The following is an 18,998-nucleotide window of genomic DNA, read 5'->3' on the forward strand; positions in this document are numbered from 1 at the left end:
CACACCGTTGATCTAGAGTGCCACACCTTGGCAGATTTTGGCAATCGGTTGTCAAGCTGATGCCACTATGGCTAAACTCAGGGGAACAAGACCTGCCTGTGAACCGCATCACCGAGCCCCTTCGCCGTGCGGCCACAGGACTAAGCCAGGACCACCTAGGAGATTTCGTGACTCAACCCAATGCCGTGTGGAACCTGTCCGGTTTCGGCGACGAAGTAGATCCTGACCCCGCCATCCAGGCCGCAGTGCTGCTGGCCCTCGGAGCGAACCACATCGAAGTCCGCAGCGCGTGGGGCACCAATGTTTCAGAACTGGACACGGAGTCGGTGACGCGGCTCAAGGCCTTCCTTGATGGGAAGGGCCTCAAGGTTTCCGCCGTCGCCAGCCCTATTGGCAAGGTGGATGTCAGCCTGCCGGTGGAGCACGAGGTCACCCGGCTCCGCCAGATCATCTCGGTCGCCAAGGCCCTGGACACCAAATACGTGCGCATCTTCTCCTTCTACCGCGCTGAAGGCCAGAGCCAGGACGACATCCGCGAGGCCGTCATGGAACGCATGGCTGCGCTGGCGGGAGAAGCCGCGGCACACGGCATCATCCTGTTGCACGAAAACGAGAAGGGCATCTACGGCGATACCCCGGACCGGGTCCTGGACATCATGGAAACGGTCAACTCACCAGCGCTGCGAGTGGCATGGGACAACGCCAACTTCGTCCAAGTGGGCGTCAAGCCATACACCGAGGGCTACGCCATCCTGCGCCCGTACCTGGAGTACCTGCAAGTCAAGGATGCCATCGCCACCACTGGCGAAGTGGTCCCGTCAGGTGAAGGTGACGGAGAACTGGACGCCACCATCAGCGCCCTTGCCGCCGATGGCTACACCGGTTTTGCCTCCCTTGAGCCGCACCTGGCCAGCGCCCATGAACTGGGCGGATACTCGGGCCCCGTCGCCTTCGGCGTCGCGGCACGCGCATTTTCCGGCCTCGCCGCGAAGAACAACGTCACCCTCGCCTGACAAGCGCAAAACCCGACAGCATCATCCTTCGAAGGAGCAGGAATGACTACAGCGGCAATTATCGGATGCGGTGACATCTCAACCGTCCATTTTTCGGCGATCTCCACCCTGGCCGGCGTCCAGTTGGCGGCGGTCTGCGACACCGATCCCGGGAGGTTGGAGGCGGCGTCAGCCGCCCACGGCGTACCGGGGTACGCGGATTACCTGGACATGCTCCAGGAGGTGCGTCCCGACGTCGTGCATGTCTGTACGCCGCACCACCTGCATGCCTCGGTGGCCGCCGACTGCCTTGAGCGCGGTGTCAACGTCATTGTGGAGAAGCCCCTGGCGCACACGCTGGCGGAAGGTAAGCGGCTCATTGAGGCGGCTGAGCGGAGCCCGGCGAAAATCGCCGTCTGCTTCCAGAACCGCTACAACGCGACGTCGCAGGCCATGCGGAAATTGCTCGACGACGGCGGGCTGGGCCAGGTGATTGGCGCGTCGGCCACCGTCATGTGGCACCGGGACGGCGACTATTACCGGAGCCGGCCGTGGCGCGGGACGTGGGCCGAAGGCGGCGGGGGCTTGATGATGAATCAAGCCATCCACACAGTCGACCTGCTGCAATGGCTGGTGGGCGATGTGGCCAAGGTGGAGGGCCGGGCGTCGACGCGATCGTTGGGTGGCGTCATCGAGGTGGAGGACACCGCGGAGTTCGTGGCCGAGCATGTTGGCGGTGCGCGGAGTGTCTTCTATGCAACGTTGGCCAACGCGGTCAACGCCCCTGTGACCCTGGATATTGTGACCGAAAAGGCCACGCTTAGCTTGCGGGGTGACCTCACGGTGACCTACGCCGACGGCCGGGTGGACGTCATCCCGGAGCGGGTGGTGGAGTCCGGCGGCCGGTCCTATTGGGGTGTCTCGCACGAGCTGCTTATTGCTGACTTCTATTCCCGGCTGGCAGAACCCGGACCTTTCTGGATCAACCCCGCGGAGGCCGGGAAATCATTGGGCATCATCAAGGACATCTACGCACAGAGCTACCCTGAAATGCCCGGGCGGGTGGGCTGAGCCATCTGTGCAACCGCTTGGCGATGGGGGCCGGAAACCGTTGGGGGTTCCGGCCATTTTCGTGTCTGATTCACGGCTTTTGATGAGGGCTTGCGGCCACTTGGCAACAATCTAAGAAACTTTTGACAATCGGTTGCCAACCTCGAACAAAGTCCGTACTGTAAATCCCACACCCAGAAATATGTGGCGCAGGCCACATCACCCGCTCTGACTCGCATCAGGCAAAGACTCAGTAGGAGCCGACAATGAAGTTAGGTCCCAAGGCGGCAGCAGCCGCCATCGTCCTCAGCGCCTCCCTGGCGCTCACCGCATGTGGCGGCGGGAATGCCGGTGCCGGAGCCGGTTCCACTCCCGGCACCAAGACGGTCACGGCCTTGACGCTGGGCACCCTGCGCGACCTCACATCCTGGGACCCGGCACAGGCCCACGTAGGCCACGCGCTGCAGCCGTACCAGGCAGCGTACGATTCCCTGATCCTGCGCGAACCCGACGGCAAGCTCAGCCCCATGCTTGCAACGGCGTGGAAGTACAACGACACCAACACCAAGCTCACAGTGGATCTCCGGAAGGACGTCACCTTCAGCGATGGCGCCAAGTTCGATGCCACTGCGGCCAAGGCCAATATGGACCACTTCAAGAAGGCCAACGGTCCCCAGATGGCCCAGTTGAGTTCTGTGTCTGACATCGCAGTGGTGGACGAGGACACCATCGACATCAACTTGAGCGCACCAGAGCCAGCACTGGAGTACTTCCTGAGCCAGGCAGCCGGCCTGATGGGAAGCCCCGCAGCACTGGGGACGGACGCCATCAAGACCGTGCCCGTTGGCTCCGGCCCGTACGTCATGGACAAGGCAGCCTCGGTGAAGGACTCGCAGACGGTGTTCACCGCCCGTGAAGGTTACTGGAACACGGACCTGCAGAAGTACAAGAAGCTGACCCTCAAGGTCCTCCTGGATCCCACTGCACGCACCAACGCACTGGTCTCCGGCCAGATCGACGCCACCCTGCTGGACCCGAAGAACGGCAAGCAGGCCGAGGGCGCCAAGATGAAGCTTGAGACCAACCAGGTTGACTGGTCCGGGCTCCTGCTGCTGGACCGTGACGGCACCAAGAACCCGGCGCTGGCCAACGTCAAGGTCCGCCAGGCCATCAACCACGCTTTCGACCGCAAGACCATCCTCGAGCAGGTCATGCTGGGTCAAGGAACTCCCACCTCACAGCCGTTCGGCAAGGACAGCGGGGCGTGGACCGAGGAGCTGGAGAACTACTACAGCTACGATCCGCAGAAGGCCAAGGATCTCCTGAAGGAATCCGGTTTCGAAGGCAAAGTGACCATTGACGTTCCCACCTTGCCGGGGGCTGAAACCCTCATTTCGGTGCTCCAGCAGCAACTGGCGGATGTCGGAATCACCCTGAAGCCGGGCGCTGCGATCACCAACACCTTCACCTCTGATGTTGCGGCGCAGAAGTACCACGCCCTGTTCTTCAACCTCTTCCAGGGCGAGCCCACGGTTGCGATCGACCAGATCGTCTCCACCAAGGCTCTTTACAACCCGTTCAAGAACACCACTCCCGAGCTTGAGGCCAAGATTGCGGCCGTCCGCAGCGGCGGCCAGGATGCCGGCAAGCTGGCCCAGGAAGTTAACAAGTACGTGGTGGAACAGGCCTGGTTCGCCCCGCTGTTCCGCGTGAACCAGATGTACTACCACAACGACAAAGTGAACGTCACCCCGCAGGCACAGCAGGCCGTTCCATCCATCTACAACTACTCGCCCGCCAAGTAGGAACCCATGATCAAGTTCATTGCGAAAAGACTGGGCAGTGGTCTGGTGGTGTTGTTCGTAGTCTCGGTCCTCACCTTCACCCTGCTGTACACCTCCAGCGGAAGTATCGCCCAGAACATCCTGGGCGATCAGGCAACACCGGAACAGGTTGCCTTGAAGGAACAGGAACTGGGACTCGATCAACCGCTCTTTGTCCGTTACTTCGCCTGGTTGGGCGATGCGCTCACAGGCAACCTTGGAGCTTCCTGGTTCACCTCGGAGCCGGTGGCCAACTCCCTGGCCACCCGTATCCCGGTCACCATGACCATGGTTTTCACCGCAATGATCCTGATCGCCATCTGTGCAGCACTGATCGGTGTTGCCGCAGCCGTGAAGCGCGGCTGGGTGGACAGGGTGGTCCAGATTGGCGCGATCGTTGGGGACTCCATTCCCGGGTATGTGATTGGCGTGTTCCTGGTAACCATCCTGGCCATCCAGCTGGGCTTCTTCCCCGCCACCAGCACCATCTCTCCGGAGGTGGGGCCGGAGGCCTGGGTCTACTCCATGACCCTCCCGGTGATCGCTTTGCTGATCAACGGCGTGACTGGCGGCGCACAGCAGATCCGCTCCGCAGTCATCAAACAGCTTGAGCGTGACTACGTCCGGACGTTGCGCAGCCGCGGCATTGGAGAGCGAGAAATCCTCTTCAAGCACGTGCTCCGCAGCGCGGCACCTGCAGGCTTGACGGTGTTGAGCCTGCAACTGATCGGCATGCTGGGCGGCGTAGTGATCATCGAGCAGATCTTCGCCCTCCCGGGCATGGGTCCGCTGGCTGTTGCCGCTACCACCCAAACCGATCTTCCCGTGGTCATGGGAGTGGTGATGTACACCGTGGTGGTGGTCATCGTCGTGAACCTCCTGGTGGACATCCTCAATGGTTGGCTCAACCCGAAAGTGCGTGTCTCATGAGCGACTCCGTAGATTCAACAGCAGCAACAGCTGCAGTCACCGGCCTTGCGGCCAAGACAGGCCAGAGCGGCACGGTGGTCCGTTCCACCGTGATGCGCCGTCTCCTGAAGAACCCCATGGGCATCGCCTCGCTGGTGATCCTGCTGACGATCGCTGCGCTGGCCATCCTGGCGCCGGTGATCGCGCCTTTCGAAGAGAACTTCGCCAACATTTCCAAGACCCTGGCCGCCCCGGATTCAGTGAACATCCTGGGCACGGACAGTGCAGGACGCGACACCTGGAGCCGCCTGCTCTTCGGTGCGCAGCTGACGTTGTTGTCTGCGCTGCTGTGTGCCGGTGTGGCGATCGCCATCGGACTCCCGGCGGGCCTGATCGCCGGCTACTACGCAGGCAAATTCGAGGCCGTTTCCAACTGGGTAGTCAGCATCCTCATGAGCCTGCCCGGCCTGATCGTCCTGCTCACCATCCGCGCAGCCTTCGGACCGTCGGTATGGATTTCCATGATCGCCTTTGGTGTCCTGATCAGCCCGTCGTATTTCCGGTTGACCCGGACCGCAGTCCAGTCGGTCCGGAACGAGCTCTACGTCGACGCTGCCCGGGTTTCCGGTCTTTCGGACCTGAGCATCATTGCCCGCCACATCTTCTCCGTGGTCCGCGCACCCATCATCATCCAAACCGCCGCCATCGCCGGGGTTGCCATCGCCATCCAGTCCGGACTCGAATTCCTGGGCCTGGGCGATCCCACCAAAGCCACCTGGGGCGTCATGCTCTCGGAAGGCTTCAAGAACGTCTACCTCACCCCGATTCTGCTGCTCTGGCCGGCACTGGCCATGGCCCTGACCATCGGCGGACTGGTCCTTCTGGGCAACGCCATCCGCGACGCCCTGGAAGACGGCGAAAAGATCAAGCACCGCAAGAAGCGGGCGGTTGCCTCTGTTGCAAGCACGACGCCGGACCCCGCCACGGCGGGCCAGTCACGGAAGTCCGTGGCCGCCGTCGACGTCGGAACCGAGCACCACCTGGTCAAGGTGACCAACCTCGGCGTCGGCTATCCGCAGGCTGACGGTTCCATCAAAAAGGTAGTGGACGATGTTTCCTTCCACGTGGACCGCGGCGAGATCCTGGGAATCGTTGGTGAATCGGGCTCGGGCAAGTCCCAGACCGCGTTCTCCATCCTGGGCCTGCTGCCGGACAACGCCCGGATTGTGGGCGGCTCCATCCAGTTCGACGGCAGCTACACGGTGGCCCCCGGCGATGACCGCGTCAACCAGGAACGGCTGTCCAAACTGCGCGGCAAGCGGATCTCCTACATTCCGCAGGAGCCCATGAGCAACCTGGACCCGGCGTTCACCATCGGCTACCAGCTGGTGACGCCCATGGTCCGTGTCCTGGGAATCTCCAAGGCAGAAGCCCGCCAGCGTGCGCTCAAGCTGCTCACCGACGTCGGCATTGCCAACCCGGAACGCACCTTCGAGGCGTACCCGCACGAGGTCTCCGGTGGCATGGCCCAGCGCGTGCTGATTGCCGGTGCCATCAGCTGCGAACCGGACCTGGTGATCGCTGACGAACCCACCACCGCACTCGATGTCACCGTGCAGGCAGATGTGTTGGACCTGCTCCGCGAACTGCAGCAACGGCTGAACATCGGCGTGATCCTGGTGACCCACAACTTCGGAGTTGTTGCCGACCTCTGCGACCGCGTGGCCGTGATGCAGAACGGGCGGCTCGTGGAAGAAGGCACGGTCCGGGACATTCTCCGGAACCCGAAAGAGCCGTACACGCAGACCCTGCTGGGGTCCATGCTCGAAGGAAAGACCCCCATGACCATGCTTGTGTCACAGCCTGGATCAGCAGCACAGAAGGAGCCTGTCGCATGAGTGCCGCAGACAAGTCCCCGCTCCTCTCAGTGGAGAACCTGGTAGTGGAGTACCCCAGCAAGCGGTTCCGGGCCAAGCCCTTCCGAGCGTTGACGGACATCAACATCACCATCGGCCAGGGCGAAACCCTCGGGCTGGTAGGGGAGTCCGGTTCGGGCAAGACCACCCTTGGCCGCGCCGTCCTGGGCCTGGCCCCGGTCACCGCCGGAAAGGTGATCTTCGAGGGCAACGACATCAGCAACGCGTCGCGCAAAGAACGCCGCACGCTCAGCCGGGACCTGCAAGTGGTGTTCCAGGACCCTTACACCTCGCTCAACCCGGCGCTGGAAATCGGCGACATCCTGGCTGAACCGTTGGGGGTGCAGGGCATGGAACCCGCCGCAGCGAAGAAGCGTGTCAAGGAACTCCTGGACCAGGTGGGCCTGCCCACCGACGCCATCCACCGGCTGCCACGCGAGTTCAGCGGTGGCCAGCGCCAACGCGTTGCGATCGCCCGGGCACTTGCCCTGTCCCCAAAACTGATTGTCTGCGATGAGCCCGTGAGCGCACTGGACCTCTCCACCCAGGCCCGGGTTCTGGACCTCTTCCTGCAAATCCAGAAGGACACCGGCGTTTCCTACCTGTTCGTCTCGCACGACCTCGACGTCGTGCGGCACATCAGCCACCGTGTGGCCGTCATGTACCACGGCGAAATTGTGGAACAAGGCCCCGCGGAGATCGTCACCCGCGATCCCGAACACCCCTACACGCAGCGGCTTTTGCTCGCATCGCCCGTGCCCGATCCGGACCGGCAGGAACAACGCCGGGCAGACCGGCACCGGCTGATGGCCACCCAACGTAACCAGATTGAACAAGCGGGTGCCGTGGCCTGATAGCCGGCGGCACCCAGCAGAACCCACGCGGCCCCTTAACTGTGGCCGGAAATTTTGGAGGAAAAAGTGGCCACAATAGGCGTACAGGCGATGATGTTGAAGGACAGCTTCGCCGAAGTTGGAGCGTTTGAGACCCTGCGGAAAGTGAACGCAATCGGGTACAACGCGGTGGAGATCTCCCAGATCCCCATGACACCGGAAAATGTTGACGAGTTGGACCGCTCACGCTCGGAGCTGGGCATGGATATTGCTGCCCTCTCCGTGAATGTGGAAGGCCGCAAGGGCATGCCCGTCGAGTCCCTTGCGGACAACTTCGACAAGATTGTGGATGACGCGAAGCGCCTGGACACATCGCTGCTGCGGATTGGCATGCTGCCGTTCGGGGCCATGAAGTCCCTGGAGGCCGTGGTTGACTTCGCCAAGCAGGCAAACGGTTATGCCGAGCGGCTCCAGGAGCAGGGCATCAGTCTCTACTATCACAACCACCACATCGAGTTTGCGAAGTTCGACGGCAAATACATGCTGGACATCATCGCGGAAAACTCTCCGGCCATGGGCATGGAAATCGACGTGCACTGGGTTCAGCGCGGCGGCCTGGACCCGGTCCGGACACTTGAAAAGTACTCGGGACGCACAGCAATGGTCCACCTGAAGGATTACAGGATCGGGCAAATGCCGGAATCGTCCTTCGGCCTCCTGGAAAAGGGCGACTTCCCCGGCTTCATGGCCGAGTTCAAGAACGTGGTGCAGTTCGCTGAGGTGGGCGAGGGAAACCTGGATTTCCCGTCAATCGTGCCCGCAGCGGTGGCCGCCGGCGCCCAGTACCTCTTGGTGGAGCAGGACGAACTGTACGGCCGCACTGTATGGGATGCCCTCCAGACCTCGTACGACAACCTGGTGGCCATGGGCCACGCCGACCTTTTCTAGATTATTCACCACAGGAGAATGCATTCATGAGCAAGAAAGTACGCCTCGGCATCATCGGCCTGGGCCAGCAGGGTGGCGCCTACGCCAGGTTCATCAAGGACGGCACCGTCACCAACATGGAGATCGGCGCCATCTGCGACATCGATCCCGCCAAGAAGGAACTGGCAGCATCCCAGTATCCGGGCGTTCCGTTCTACGACGACTACCTGGCGATGCTTGAAAGCGGCTCCGTGGACGCAATTGTCACCTGCGTCCCCCATTTCCTGCATCCCGAGATGGGCATTGAATCGCTCAAGCGCAACATCCACGCGCTGGTGGAGAAGCCTGCCGGGGTGTACACCAAGCAGGTCAAGGAACTGAACGAGTTCGCTGCATCCAAGCCGGAGCTTTCCTTCGGCATCATGTTCAACCAGCGCAACAACCCGCTGTACAAGAGGCTCAAGGAAATCGTTGATAACGGCGAGATCGGCAGTATCCGGCGCACCAACTGGATCATCACCAACTGGTGGCGACCGCAGGGCTATTACAACTCCAGTGAGTGGCGCGCAACGTGGGGCGGCGAAGGCGGCGGAGTCCTGGTCAACCAGGCACCGCACCAGCTGGACCTCTGGCAGTGGATCTGCGGCGTCCCCAAGTCCGTGTACTCCAAGGTGGCGTACGGTTTCCGCCGCGACATCGCCGTCGAGGATGAGGTCACCGCAGTAGTTGATTATGGCGACGGCGCCACAGGCGTTTTCGTGACAGCCACCCACGACATCGTGGGAACCGACCGCTTCGAAATCCTGGGCGACCAAGGCAAGATCGTGGTGGAAGACAGCAAGGTTGCCACGGTAACGCGCCTGGTCAAGCCGGAACGCGAACTCAGCGATTCCATGGACATGGACGATGTCCGGAAGCTCTTCATGGGCCAGCTGAACCGCGACGAGTTCTACACCACCGAGGTCATCGAGTTCGAGTCCGTGTGGGGCGGCCAGCACGCAGGTGTCCTGGAGAACTTTGCCGCCAACATCCTGGACGGCACGCCGCTGCTCGCTCCGGGATCCGACGGCATCAACGGTGTCCGCCTTGCCAACGCGATCCACCTCTCCAGCTGGACGGGCAAGGAAGTCTCCCTGGACTTCGACGAGGACGAATTCCTGCAGGAACTGAACAAGCGCATCGCCGAAGAGGGCAAGTTCCCCGAGCGCTCCTGACCCCTTCGGAACAGGCCGGCTGCCACCATTCTTTGGCAACCGGCCTGTTTTGTTGCCACGAGGTCTACGATGGAGCGGTGACCGACGTGACGAGCCCCGGAGCAGCAACCGCACCCGCCAAGCGTGGACGGGGCGAGAAATCCTCCGCCACCATCTACGACATCGCCAAGCTTGCGGGGGTGAACCCCTCCACGGTGTCCCGGGCCCTCAGCAAGCCGGGCAGGGTCAGCGCCAAGACCCAGAAGATCATCGAGGACGCGGCGGCGGAACTGAACTACCAGGTGAACCCCTTCGCCCGCGCACTCCCCACGGGCCGCACACAGACCATCGGGCTGATCGTCGCGGACATCACCAACCCCACCTTCTTCGACATCATCCGCGGTGCCGAGACCACAGGATCAGCCCGCGATTACACGCTGGTCCTGGCCGAATCCGCAGAGTCTCCGGAGACCGAGGTCACGGCCGCGCGACGCCTGCTGAGCACTGTCGATGGCCTCATCCTGGCCAGTCCCCGCATGGACGACGACCATATCCGTGCTCTTGCGGCGGACAAGCCGGTGGTGGTCATCAACCGGCAAATCGATGGCGTGCCGTGCGTCGTGCCTGACGTCAACAAGGGCATCAGCGAGGCCGTTCGCAGCTTGGCCGCCAACGGCCACACCAGCCTCGCATACGTTGCCGGACCGGCGCAGTCGTGGATGACGGGCCGCCGATGGGAAGGTGTCAAAGCTGCCTGTGAGTGGTCCAAGTTGGGGGCCGTCCGCCTGGAATCGTCCAAGCCAACGGTCGACGGCGGCAGGCAGGTTGCGCGCGATGTCCTGGAGAGCGGGGTGACGGCGGTCATCACCTACAACGACCTCCTGGCCATCGGCCTCATGCAGGAACTGCAGGCCGGCGGCATGCGCGTTCCGGACCAGATCAGCATTGTTGGTTTCGATGACATCTTCGGGGCGGATTTCACCACCCCTGCCCTGACCACCGTGCGTTCACCCCTGGGGGAGTGCGGCACCCGCGCCGTGACCATCCTGCTGGACGTGCTGCAGGGCCATGACGCCCCGGATGAAGCCGTAAGCGTGGAAACCGAACTCGTGGTGCGCGGCTCCAGTGGCAGGCTTCTCGCCTAGCTGGCGGCTCCAGGAAGTGCTCAGTAGCAACTAGTTGGCAATTTTTGGCAACCGGTTGACAAGGATGGCAAGTGGGCCGCAAGATTGACCTATGTCACAGTCCATTGCCGCACACCCTGACAGGCTCCTGCCCGCAGATCCCGGGACGCGCAGCATCGCGCGGTCCTTGCTGGAGCGCGTCCAGGACCTGCCCATCATTTCTCCGCACGGCCACGTTGACGCCGCCGTCATCGAGCAGAACACTCCGTTCCCCGATCCCGCGGCCCTCCTGGTCAGTCCGGACCACTACGTCACGCGACTGATCCACGCCAATGGTGTTCCGATGGACCAGTTGCTCTCCGGCGCAGCCTCCGCGCCGGAATCCAGGGAGATCTGGCGACAGTTCGTTGAAGCCTGGCCGCTGTTCGAGGGCACGGCCTCCGGGTACTGGCTGCGCACGCAGTTCGACGACGTGTTCAAGCTCGGCGCGGATCTCCGCGACATGCCGGCGGACGCGAGCTACGACGCGATCGCCGCAAAGCTGGTGGAACCTGACTTCAGGCCCCGGCAGCTCTTCAAGGACTTCAACATCGAAGTCCTTGCCACCACGGATGACCCCCTGGACAGCCTTGCCAGCCACAAGGCCCTCACCGAAGACCCCAGCTTCAACGGCCGCGTCCTGCCAACCTTCCGCCCCGACGCCTACCTCAATGTGGCGCACCCCAGCTGGAGTGCCAACGTAGACAGGCTGATCGAAACCGCGGCCGACGGCGCGACAGGCTACGCCGGCTACATCGCAGCCCTGGAAAACCGCCGTCGCTACTTCGTGGAGCATGGCGCGGTCTCCGCGGACCATGGCGTCCGAACGCCCGCAACACTCAAACTCGATCCTGCCGAAGCCGAAGCCCTCTTTGAGAAGGCGCGCTCCGGCAAAGCGACGGCTGTAGACCGCGACGCGTTCGAGGCCCACATGATGTACCAGATGGCCCGGATGTCCGTGCAGGACGGCCTGGTCATGACCATCCACCCGGGCTCCTACCGGAACCACCACGAACCCACGTTCAATGAGTTTGGGGCTGACACCGGTCACGACATTCCGTTCGCAGTGAACTACACCGAGGCCATCCGTCCGCTGCTGCAGGACTTCGGCACGGCCAAGGACTTCCACCTGGTGCTCTTCACGCTGGACGAGACAGTCTTCTCCCGCGAACTGGCTCCACTTGCCGGTTTCTACCCGTCTGTCTACATCGGCGCACCCTGGTGGTTCCTCGACGCGCCCGATGCCATGCTGCGCTTCCGCTCCGCCGTCACTGAGACCGCTGGCTTCTCGCGGTCATCGGGTTTCATCGATGACACCCGGGCGTTCTGCTCCATCCCTGCGAGGCACGACGCCTCGCGCAGGATCGAAGCCTCGTTCCTGGCGCGTCTCGTTGCCGAGCACCGCGTGACCGAAGACCGCGCGCATGAGCTGATCCTCGACGTCGTCGATTCCTCGCCCCGCAGGGTGTTCAAGCTGTGACCGCCGGGAATCTTCCGCGCCTGGGCCGTTCGGTGTCGCCCGCCGCCAAAGCACCCATCCGGATAGTGCACCTTGGCCTGGGCGCCTTCCACCGTTCACATCAGGCCTGGTACACGCAGCACGCCGGCGACGCGGGGGAGTGGGGCATTGCCTCCTTCACCGGTCGTCGCCCGGACGCCGCCGAAGTTCTCGCCGCGCAGGACGGTTTGTTCACGGTGGTGGAGCGCTCGGACGCCGGCGATTCCTTTGAAGTTGTGGGGAGTATCGTCGAGGCCGTCGATGGCGCCAACGTGGACCGTTTGGTTGAACTGGTGGCGTCGTCGGGGACTGCTGTGGTCACGCTGACCATCACGGAAGCGGCCTATGGCCTCGGTGCCGACGACGTTCCGCTGCTGGTTTCCGGCAAGCAGCCTACGACGCCGTTGGGCCGCTTGGTCCTCGGCCTCGCCGCCCGTCGGGATGCCGACGCCGGTCCCCTCGCCGTGGTTTCCTGCGACAACCTTTCGGACAATGGAAACGTCGCCAAGGAAAGCGTGCTGGGTATCGCCCGCGCATACGACACTGGGCTTGCGGACTGGATCGAAGCCAACGTCAGTTTCGTCAGCACCTCGGTGGACAGGATTACGCCGCGCACTACGGAAGCAGACCTCGACGCCGTCGCGGCCTCGTGTGGGTACCAGGACGACGCCCCGGTGGTCACCGAGCCCTTCCACAACTGGGTACTGAGCGGGGATTTCCCGGCCGGTCGCCCTCGGTGGGAAGACGCCGGAGCCGCCTTCGTGGACGACATTGAGCCCTACGAGAACCGCAAGCTCTGGCTCCTCAACGGAGCGCACTCTATCCTGGCCTACTCCGGGCAGCTTCGAGGGCATACCACCGTGGCCGAAGCGTTGGCCGACGCCGTGTGCCGCGACGCTGTGGAGGAGTTCTGGGAGGAAGCGTCCCGCCACCTTCCGGGTGACGAGCTGGGGATTCCCGAATACCGGGCTGCGTTGCTGGAGCGATTTGGCAACTCACGGATTGCGCACCACTTGGCCCAGATTGCCATGGATGCCAGCACCAAACTGAGGATGCGGGCACTACCTGTCCTCCGGGCTGAACGTGAGGCGGGTCGGAGTGGTGCGGGGGCGGCCACCATGATCGCGGTGTGGGCCGCATTTGTGGCAGGCAATCCCGGCCTGCAGGACCCGCAGTCGGATGCCGTCTCTGAGGCCAACCGACTTTCCGGCGTTGAACGTACCGCTGCCCTTGTGGCGTTGCTTGATACAGGGCTTGCCGGGGATCCCGCGGTTGTGGAGCTCATCCAGGAGCTCAGCGCAGGCTTCGCGTCTGTGGTTCCCGCGAAGACAGGGACTGCGGCTTAGGCCTCTTTGAGATTCGGCACCCGTTAGCGTGCCCAGGCTGTCCAGAGTTCACCGGCAACCGCTTGCCAAAGTGACTAGAATTACAACAGCTGCACAACCGAGCCGCCAGTTCCAGTGATCCACTGTCGAGTCGACTCGGACCGCAATGACGCGAAGGGTAAAGGAGCCCGCATTGAAAAAGCTCAGCAAACTCAGCATCGCCGGCTATGGTGCCGGCGACGCCGCCAATAATCTCGCCTTCACCACTGCCACCATGTTCCTGTTGGTTTACTACACGGATGTCGCGGGAATCTCAGCCGCCGCGGCAGGCACCTTGCTCCTGGTGGTCAGGATCTTCGACGCCTTTGCCGACGTTTTCGCCGGACGCCTGGTGGACCGCACGTACAGCAAGCGTTTCGGGAAGTTCCGCCCGTTCATCATGTTCGGTTCCATTCCGCTGCTGCTCCTGAGTGTTGCCACGTTCTCCGTGCCGCAGCTGGGGGAGACCGGGACCCTGCTCTACGCCTACGTGACCTACGCGGCCCTGGGGTTGGCCTACTCCTTGGTCAACATCCCCTATGGATCCCTGGCCGGAGCGATGACCCAGGACCCGGGGGACCGCGCCAAGCTTGGCTCGGCCCGCATGGTGGGCGCGCTGCTGGTCGGTTCTGCCCTGGGAATCTTCGTGGCTCCCCTGATCAAGCCCGGCGCGGATCTCCAGTCCACCTTCACCACCATCACTTTGGCCTTTGTGGTGATCGGCGCAGCGCTGTACTTCTTTACGGTGCTTACCGCCAAGGAGCGCGTTCACCGTTCGGTGCCCAATGTTTCCTTCAAGCAGAGCATGGATACCCTGAAGACCAACCGCCCTCTGCTGATGCTGTGCCTGAGCAGCTTCCTTTTCCTCACCGGCTATATGGCCTTGTCCTCCGTGCAGCTGTACTACCTGCGCGACGTCCTGGGGCGATTGGATCTCTACCCGGTGCTGGCCATCGTCCAGTTGGTCATGACGCTGGCCCTGGCGCCGCTGATGCCGAGGCTGGTCCGCAAGCTGGGTAAGAAGAACGTCTACATCGCGGCGGGAGCCCTGTCCACGGTGGGTGGAATCATCGTTTTCCTCTCGCCTTCATCCATGGTCTGGGTTGGATTTTCCGGTCTGGTGATCAGCCTGATGGGCGTCATGGCCGTGAACATCGTGGTGTGGGCCCTGGAGGCAGACACTGTGGAGTACGGCGAGTGGAAGACGGGCGTACGCACCGAAGGAATCACCTATGCGTTGTTCTCTTTCACGCGGAAGACCGGCCAGGCTGTTGGTGGTGCCCTGGCCGCCTACTGCCTTGCCGTCGGCGGGTACAAGTCCGGCGTAGCGCAGAGTGCCGAAGCCTTGCAGGGCATTCAGTTTGCCGCCGGGGCGCTCCCGGCCATCATGACCATCCTGGCAATCGTGGTGATGACCAAATACAAACTCACGGATGTTTTGCACGCGCAGATCGTTGGTGAGATCAGCGCACGGCGTTTGGTGGAACAGGAGCCCGACGCATCCGGACGGGCTGCCCGGGAAACCGTGGAAGCTGACGCCCACAAGAAATAGTCCGGCAACCGGTTGCCACAAGATGGAAACCAACCTAAAATCGTACTTAATCCCCCGAAGCGGGCACCGCATCGCCGCGAGTGTCAACGCTTCGACCAGCAGAATCCCGAAAGGTCAAGCTGTGAAAATCATTGCCGCTGAAGTCTTTGTGACCAGCCCGTCCCGCAACTTCGTCACCCTGCGCATCACCACCGAGGACGGTGTGACGGGCATCGGTGACGCCACGCTCAACGGCCGCGAACTCGCCGTCGCCGCGTACCTCAAAGAACACGTCGCGCAGTTGCTCATCGGCAAGGATCCGCACCGGATCGAGGACACCTGGCAGTTCCTCTACCGCAGCTCGTACTGGCGCCGCGGCCCGGTCACCATGGCGGCCATTGCCGCCGTCGATATGGCGCTGTGGGATATCAAGGGCAAGATCGCCGGCATGCCGGTGTACCAGTTGCTCGGTGGTGCGTCCCGCAACGGGCTTCGTGCCTACGGCCACGCCTCGGGTGCTGACATTCCTTCGCTGTTCGACTCCGTCCGCGAGCACCTGGAACTGGGCTACAAGTCCATCCGCATCCAGACCGCGATCCCCGGCATCAAGGCCGTCTACGGTGTCGCCGCCCAGGCCCAGGCTTCGGGTGAGCGTTACGACTACGAGCCCGCTGGCCGCGGCGCGTTCCCGCAGGAAGAGGACTGGGACACCCGCGCCTACCTGCGTCACCTGCCCACCGTCTTCGAAGCCGTCCGCAACGAATTCGGCCCCGAAATCCCGCTGCTGCACGACGGCCACCACCGGATGACGCCCATCCAGGCCGCCAAGCTCGGAAAGGCCCTGGAGCCGTACGACCTCTTCTGGCTGGAGGACTGCACCCCGGCCGAAAACCAGGAAGGCCTGCGCCTGGTCCGCCAGCACACCACCACCCCGCTGGCCATCGGCGAAATCTTCAACACCGTGTTCGACTTCCAGACCCTCATCAAGGAACAGCTGATCGACTACGTCCGCGCAGCCTCCACCCACTTCGGCGGCATCTCACCGTTGAAGAAGGTCATGGACTTCGCCGCCCAGTACCAGATCAAGTCAGGCTTCCACGGACCCACTGACATCTCCCCGGTGGGCTTCGCCGCCCAGTTGCACGTTGGCCTGGCCATCCACAACTACGGCATCCAGGAATACATGCAGCACTCGGACAAGACCAACGAGGTCTTCCAGCAGTCCATGACCTTCAAAGATGGCTACTTGCACCCGGGCGACAACCCCGGCATCGGCGTCGAGTTCAACGAGGAAGCTGCCGCGGCGTTCCCGTACCAGCAGGCCTACCTGCCCTACAACCGCCTCGTGGACGGCACTGTTCATGACTGGTAAAGCGGTCATGACTGGTGATGTGAATGCCCGCCACCACATCGTGGTGATGGGGGTGGCCGGCTGCGGCAAGAGCACCATTGGTGCCGCCCTTGCTGAGCGCCTCGACGCAGAATTTCTCGACGGCGATTCGCTGCACCCCCAAGCGAATATCGACAAGATGGCTTCGGGTACTCCGCTGGACGACGACGACCGGGCACCATGGCTGGCCGAAATCGGACGGCGGTTCCCGGCGTCGAACTCTGCTCTTGTCATTGCGTGCAGCGCGCTCAAGCGCTCGTACCGGGACATTATCCGCAGTGCCGATCCCTCGGTGGTGTTCGTTCACCTGCACGGCACGCGTGAGCTGCTGAACGCACGCATGAACGCGCGTCCCGGACACTTCATGCCGGCGTCGCTGCTGGACTCGCAATTGGCAACCCTGGAGCCGTTGCAGTCCGACGAAGCCGGGGTGGTTGTGAACATTGCCCAATCCGTGGAAGACATCGTGGCTGAAGTGGGCGCAGCCCTGAGCGGGTTGGCGGAAGTACCGGCCGGAGGGTTCTCCGTGGACCTCAAAGCTGCTCCGTTCAAGCTGGACGACGCCGCTGTGCAATGGGTGGAGTCCACCATCAGCACCATGACGCTGGAAGAGAAGATCGGCCAGCTCTTCATCAACCACAACAACGATTACTCTCCCGGGTACCTCGACGGCGTGCTGGAGAACTTCCACGTGGGCGGCATGCGGTACCGTCCCGGACCTTCGGCGGCTGTTCAGGAACACATCCGCTACGCCCAGTCCAAGACCCGCATCCCATTGCTCATTGCGTCCAACCCGGAAATGGGTGGGGCGGGCAGTTGCGACGACGGCACGTTCGTGTCCACCCACCTGCAGGCGGGTTTCCCACCCGGACAAGTCAATCGCCCGGCAGATGGGCCAGGTTGCCGGCGTCGAAACTGCTGCGCTGGGCTGTAACTGGGCCTTCGCGCCGATCGTGGACATCCACTACAACTGGCGGAACACCGTGATCTCCACGCGTGCGTTCGGCAACACCCCGGAGATTGTGGTGGAGCGGGCCAAGGAGTACTTCGACGGCATCAGTGAATCACCCACGGTCTGCGCCATGAAGCACTTTCCGGGGGACGGGATTGATGAGCGCGACCAGCACGTGGTGACCTCGTACAACACTCTTGGCTATGACGAGTGGAACAAGAGCTACGGGCACGTGTACCGCGAAATGATCGGGCACGGCGTGCAGTCCATTATGGTGGGCCACATCGGCGCTCCTGAGGTGTCCCGGCATTTCCGCCCAGGACTGTCGGATTCCGAGGTGTTGCCGGCAACGCTGGCTCCGGAACTCCTGCAGGATCTGCTGCGTGGCGAACTCGGTTTTAACGGGCTGGTCCTGACGGATGCGTCACTGATGGTTGGTTTGACGCAGGCCATGAAGCGGCGCGACCTGGTGCCCGCGACGATCGCCGCGGGCTGCGACATGTTCCTGTTCTTCCGGAACCCGGAAGAGGACTTCGGGTACATGCTGGACGGCTACAAGTCGGGAGTCATCAGCGAGGGGCGGCTGCAGGATGCGTTGCGGCGGATTCTCGGCCTGAAAGCGAGCCTTGGCCTGCACCTTCGTGCGGACCTGGTCCCAGCTGTGGAGGCCCTTGAGGTGATCGGCAGTGCGGCCCACCGTGCCATTGCTGCGGACATCGCGGACAAGACCGTCACCCTGGTGAAGGACACTGGTCACAACCTTCCGATCACCCCGGAAACTCATCCGAGGATCCGCCTCTACGGCATTTCGGGTGGAGCCGACTTCACCCGGGCCGATCCTTTGGCGTACCTGGACACTGTCCGGGAGGAACTGGAAGCTGCAGGCTTTGAGGTCAGCGTCTTCAAGACCGCTGAGCAGCGTGAAGCTGCGGGAGAGGCCGGCGTGAACTTCATGCGGGTCCTGTCCGAGGAAGCCACCGGCGACTACGCGGAGCGCTATGACGCTGCCTTTGTGTTCGCCAATGTGAAGGGCTTCGCCCAGGAGGCGGCCATCCGTATCAAGTGGTCGTCGCCCATGGCTGCCGAGATTCCCTGGTACACCACGGAAGTTCCCACGGTGTTTGTCTCGCTGAACCAGCCAAACCACCTGATCGACGTGCCCATGGTCAAAACAGCCATCCACGCCCACGCAGGAACGCGCGAGGCCATTCGCGCCACCATCCGGAAAATCCAGGGCAAGTCCGAATTCCAGGGGACGTTCAACCAGAACGTGTTCTGCGATTCGTTCGACACCCGCCTCTGATTTCCCTGTTCCCAGCAGGGAAGAGTTCCTCCCCGCCATCACGGAGGAGCCAAATAAAACCCGGCGCTGCCCACAAGGCAGCGCCGGGTTTTTGTTGCCTGCGGCGCGGCAGTGAACAATTGTGAACGCTAACAACGTTTCAAGTCAAGGCCCT

13 protein-coding genes and 1 pseudogene are annotated in these 18,998 nt (G+C 62.7%); all 14 read left to right on the forward strand.

The annotated features are described in order from the left end of the window. Positions 1–167 precede the first annotated feature (167 nt). The 14 genes and pseudogenes from J3D46_RS07210 (at position 168) to J3D46_RS25135 (ending at position 18,844) form a co-directional block, all read left to right on the forward strand. Positions 168–1,013 carry a sugar phosphate isomerase/epimerase gene (locus J3D46_RS07210; protein ID WP_253466024.1) on the forward strand — a complete coding sequence of 282 codons (846 nt, stop codon included), beginning with the start codon at positions 168–170 and terminating at the stop codon, positions 1,011–1,013. Positions 1,014–1,055: 42 nt separating this feature from the next. Then, positions 1,056–2,063 carry a Gfo/Idh/MocA family protein gene (locus J3D46_RS07215; protein ID WP_231342025.1) on the forward strand — a complete coding sequence of 336 codons (1,008 nt, stop codon included), beginning with the start codon at positions 1,056–1,058 and terminating at the stop codon, positions 2,061–2,063. A 245-nt stretch (positions 2,064–2,308) separates the two neighbouring features. Further along, a complete protein-coding gene (locus tag J3D46_RS07220) occupies positions 2,309–3,847 on the forward strand; it encodes an ABC transporter substrate-binding protein (protein WP_253466026.1) in 1,539 nt (512 codons plus the stop codon). Positions 3,848–3,853: 6 nt separating this feature from the next. Further along, positions 3,854–4,795: an ABC transporter permease gene (locus J3D46_RS07225; RefSeq protein WP_026542293.1), complete on the forward strand. Its 942-nt coding sequence runs from the start codon at positions 3,854–3,856 to the stop codon at positions 4,793–4,795. Next, complete coding sequence (locus J3D46_RS07230; protein ID WP_253466029.1) at positions 4,792–6,672, forward strand: dipeptide/oligopeptide/nickel ABC transporter permease/ATP-binding protein; 1,881 nt, start codon at positions 4,792–4,794, stop codon at positions 6,670–6,672. The genes J3D46_RS07225 and J3D46_RS07230 overlap by 4 nt, the downstream gene beginning before the upstream one ends. Continuing rightward, entirely contained in the window at positions 6,669–7,544 is an 876-nt protein-coding gene (locus tag J3D46_RS07235) for an ATP-binding cassette domain-containing protein (protein WP_253466032.1), read from the forward strand. Before J3D46_RS07230 ends, J3D46_RS07235 begins: the two co-directional genes overlap by 4 nt. A 66-nt stretch (positions 7,545–7,610) precedes the next feature. Beyond that, positions 7,611–8,471, forward strand: a complete 861-nt coding sequence (locus J3D46_RS07240; RefSeq protein ID WP_253466035.1) for a sugar phosphate isomerase/epimerase — start codon at positions 7,611–7,613, stop codon at positions 8,469–8,471. Between the two features lie 26 nt (positions 8,472–8,497). Then, positions 8,498–9,664, forward strand: a complete 1,167-nt coding sequence (locus J3D46_RS07245; RefSeq protein WP_253466038.1) for a Gfo/Idh/MocA family protein — start codon at positions 8,498–8,500, stop codon at positions 9,662–9,664. Between the two features lie 77 nt (positions 9,665–9,741). Beyond that, positions 9,742–10,788, forward strand: a complete 1,047-nt coding sequence (locus tag J3D46_RS07250; RefSeq protein WP_253466041.1) for a LacI family DNA-binding transcriptional regulator — start codon at positions 9,742–9,744, stop codon at positions 10,786–10,788. A gap of 91 nt (positions 10,789–10,879) precedes the next feature. Next, positions 10,880–12,286 carry a glucuronate isomerase gene (gene uxaC, locus J3D46_RS07255; protein ID WP_253466043.1) on the forward strand — a complete coding sequence of 469 codons (1,407 nt, stop codon included), beginning with the start codon at positions 10,880–10,882 and terminating at the stop codon, positions 12,284–12,286. Further along, positions 12,283–13,650 carry a mannitol dehydrogenase family protein gene (locus J3D46_RS07260; RefSeq protein ID WP_253466046.1) on the forward strand — a complete coding sequence of 456 codons (1,368 nt, stop codon included), beginning with the start codon at positions 12,283–12,285 and terminating at the stop codon, positions 13,648–13,650. Before uxaC ends, J3D46_RS07260 begins: the two co-directional genes overlap by 4 nt. A 172-nt stretch (positions 13,651–13,822) precedes the next feature. Continuing rightward, positions 13,823–15,220, forward strand: a complete 1,398-nt coding sequence (uidB, locus tag J3D46_RS07265) for a glucuronide transporter (protein ID WP_253466049.1) — start codon at positions 13,823–13,825, stop codon at positions 15,218–15,220. A 121-nt stretch (positions 15,221–15,341) separates the two neighbouring features. Next, positions 15,342–16,571, forward strand: a complete 1,230-nt coding sequence (gene manD, locus J3D46_RS07270; RefSeq protein WP_091328003.1) for a D-mannonate dehydratase ManD — start codon at positions 15,342–15,344, stop codon at positions 16,569–16,571. Then, positions 16,561–18,844, forward strand: a pseudogene (locus tag J3D46_RS25135) (gluconokinase, GntK/IdnK-type). Before manD ends, J3D46_RS25135 begins: the two are co-directional and overlap by 11 nt. Positions 18,845–18,998 lie beyond the last annotated feature (154 nt).

The sequence above is a fragment of the Paenarthrobacter sp. A20 genome (assembly GCF_024168825.1).
GTDB lineage: Bacteria > Actinomycetota > Actinomycetes > Actinomycetales > Micrococcaceae > Arthrobacter.

What these genes read in the sequence shown, in the direction of transcription:
- J3D46_RS07245 (WP_253466038.1), top strand. Translation starts at nt 8,498, where the DNA reads ATGAGCAAGAAAGTACGCCTCGGCATCATCGGCCTGGGCCAGCAGGGT.
- uxaC (WP_253466043.1), top strand. Translation starts at nt 10,880, where the DNA reads ATGTCACAGTCCATTGCCGCACACCCTGACAGGCTCCTGCCCGCAGAT.
- J3D46_RS07230 (WP_253466029.1), top strand. Translation starts at nt 4,792, where the DNA reads ATGAGCGACTCCGTAGATTCAACAGCAGCAACAGCTGCAGTCACCGGC.
- J3D46_RS07220 (WP_253466026.1), top strand. Translation starts at nt 2,309, where the DNA reads ATGAAGTTAGGTCCCAAGGCGGCAGCAGCCGCCATCGTCCTCAGCGCC.
- J3D46_RS07225 (WP_026542293.1), top strand. Translation starts at nt 3,854, where the DNA reads ATGATCAAGTTCATTGCGAAAAGACTGGGCAGTGGTCTGGTGGTGTTG.
- J3D46_RS07235 (WP_253466032.1), top strand. Translation starts at nt 6,669, where the DNA reads ATGAGTGCCGCAGACAAGTCCCCGCTCCTCTCAGTGGAGAACCTGGTA.
- J3D46_RS07215 (WP_231342025.1), top strand. Translation starts at nt 1,056, where the DNA reads ATGACTACAGCGGCAATTATCGGATGCGGTGACATCTCAACCGTCCAT.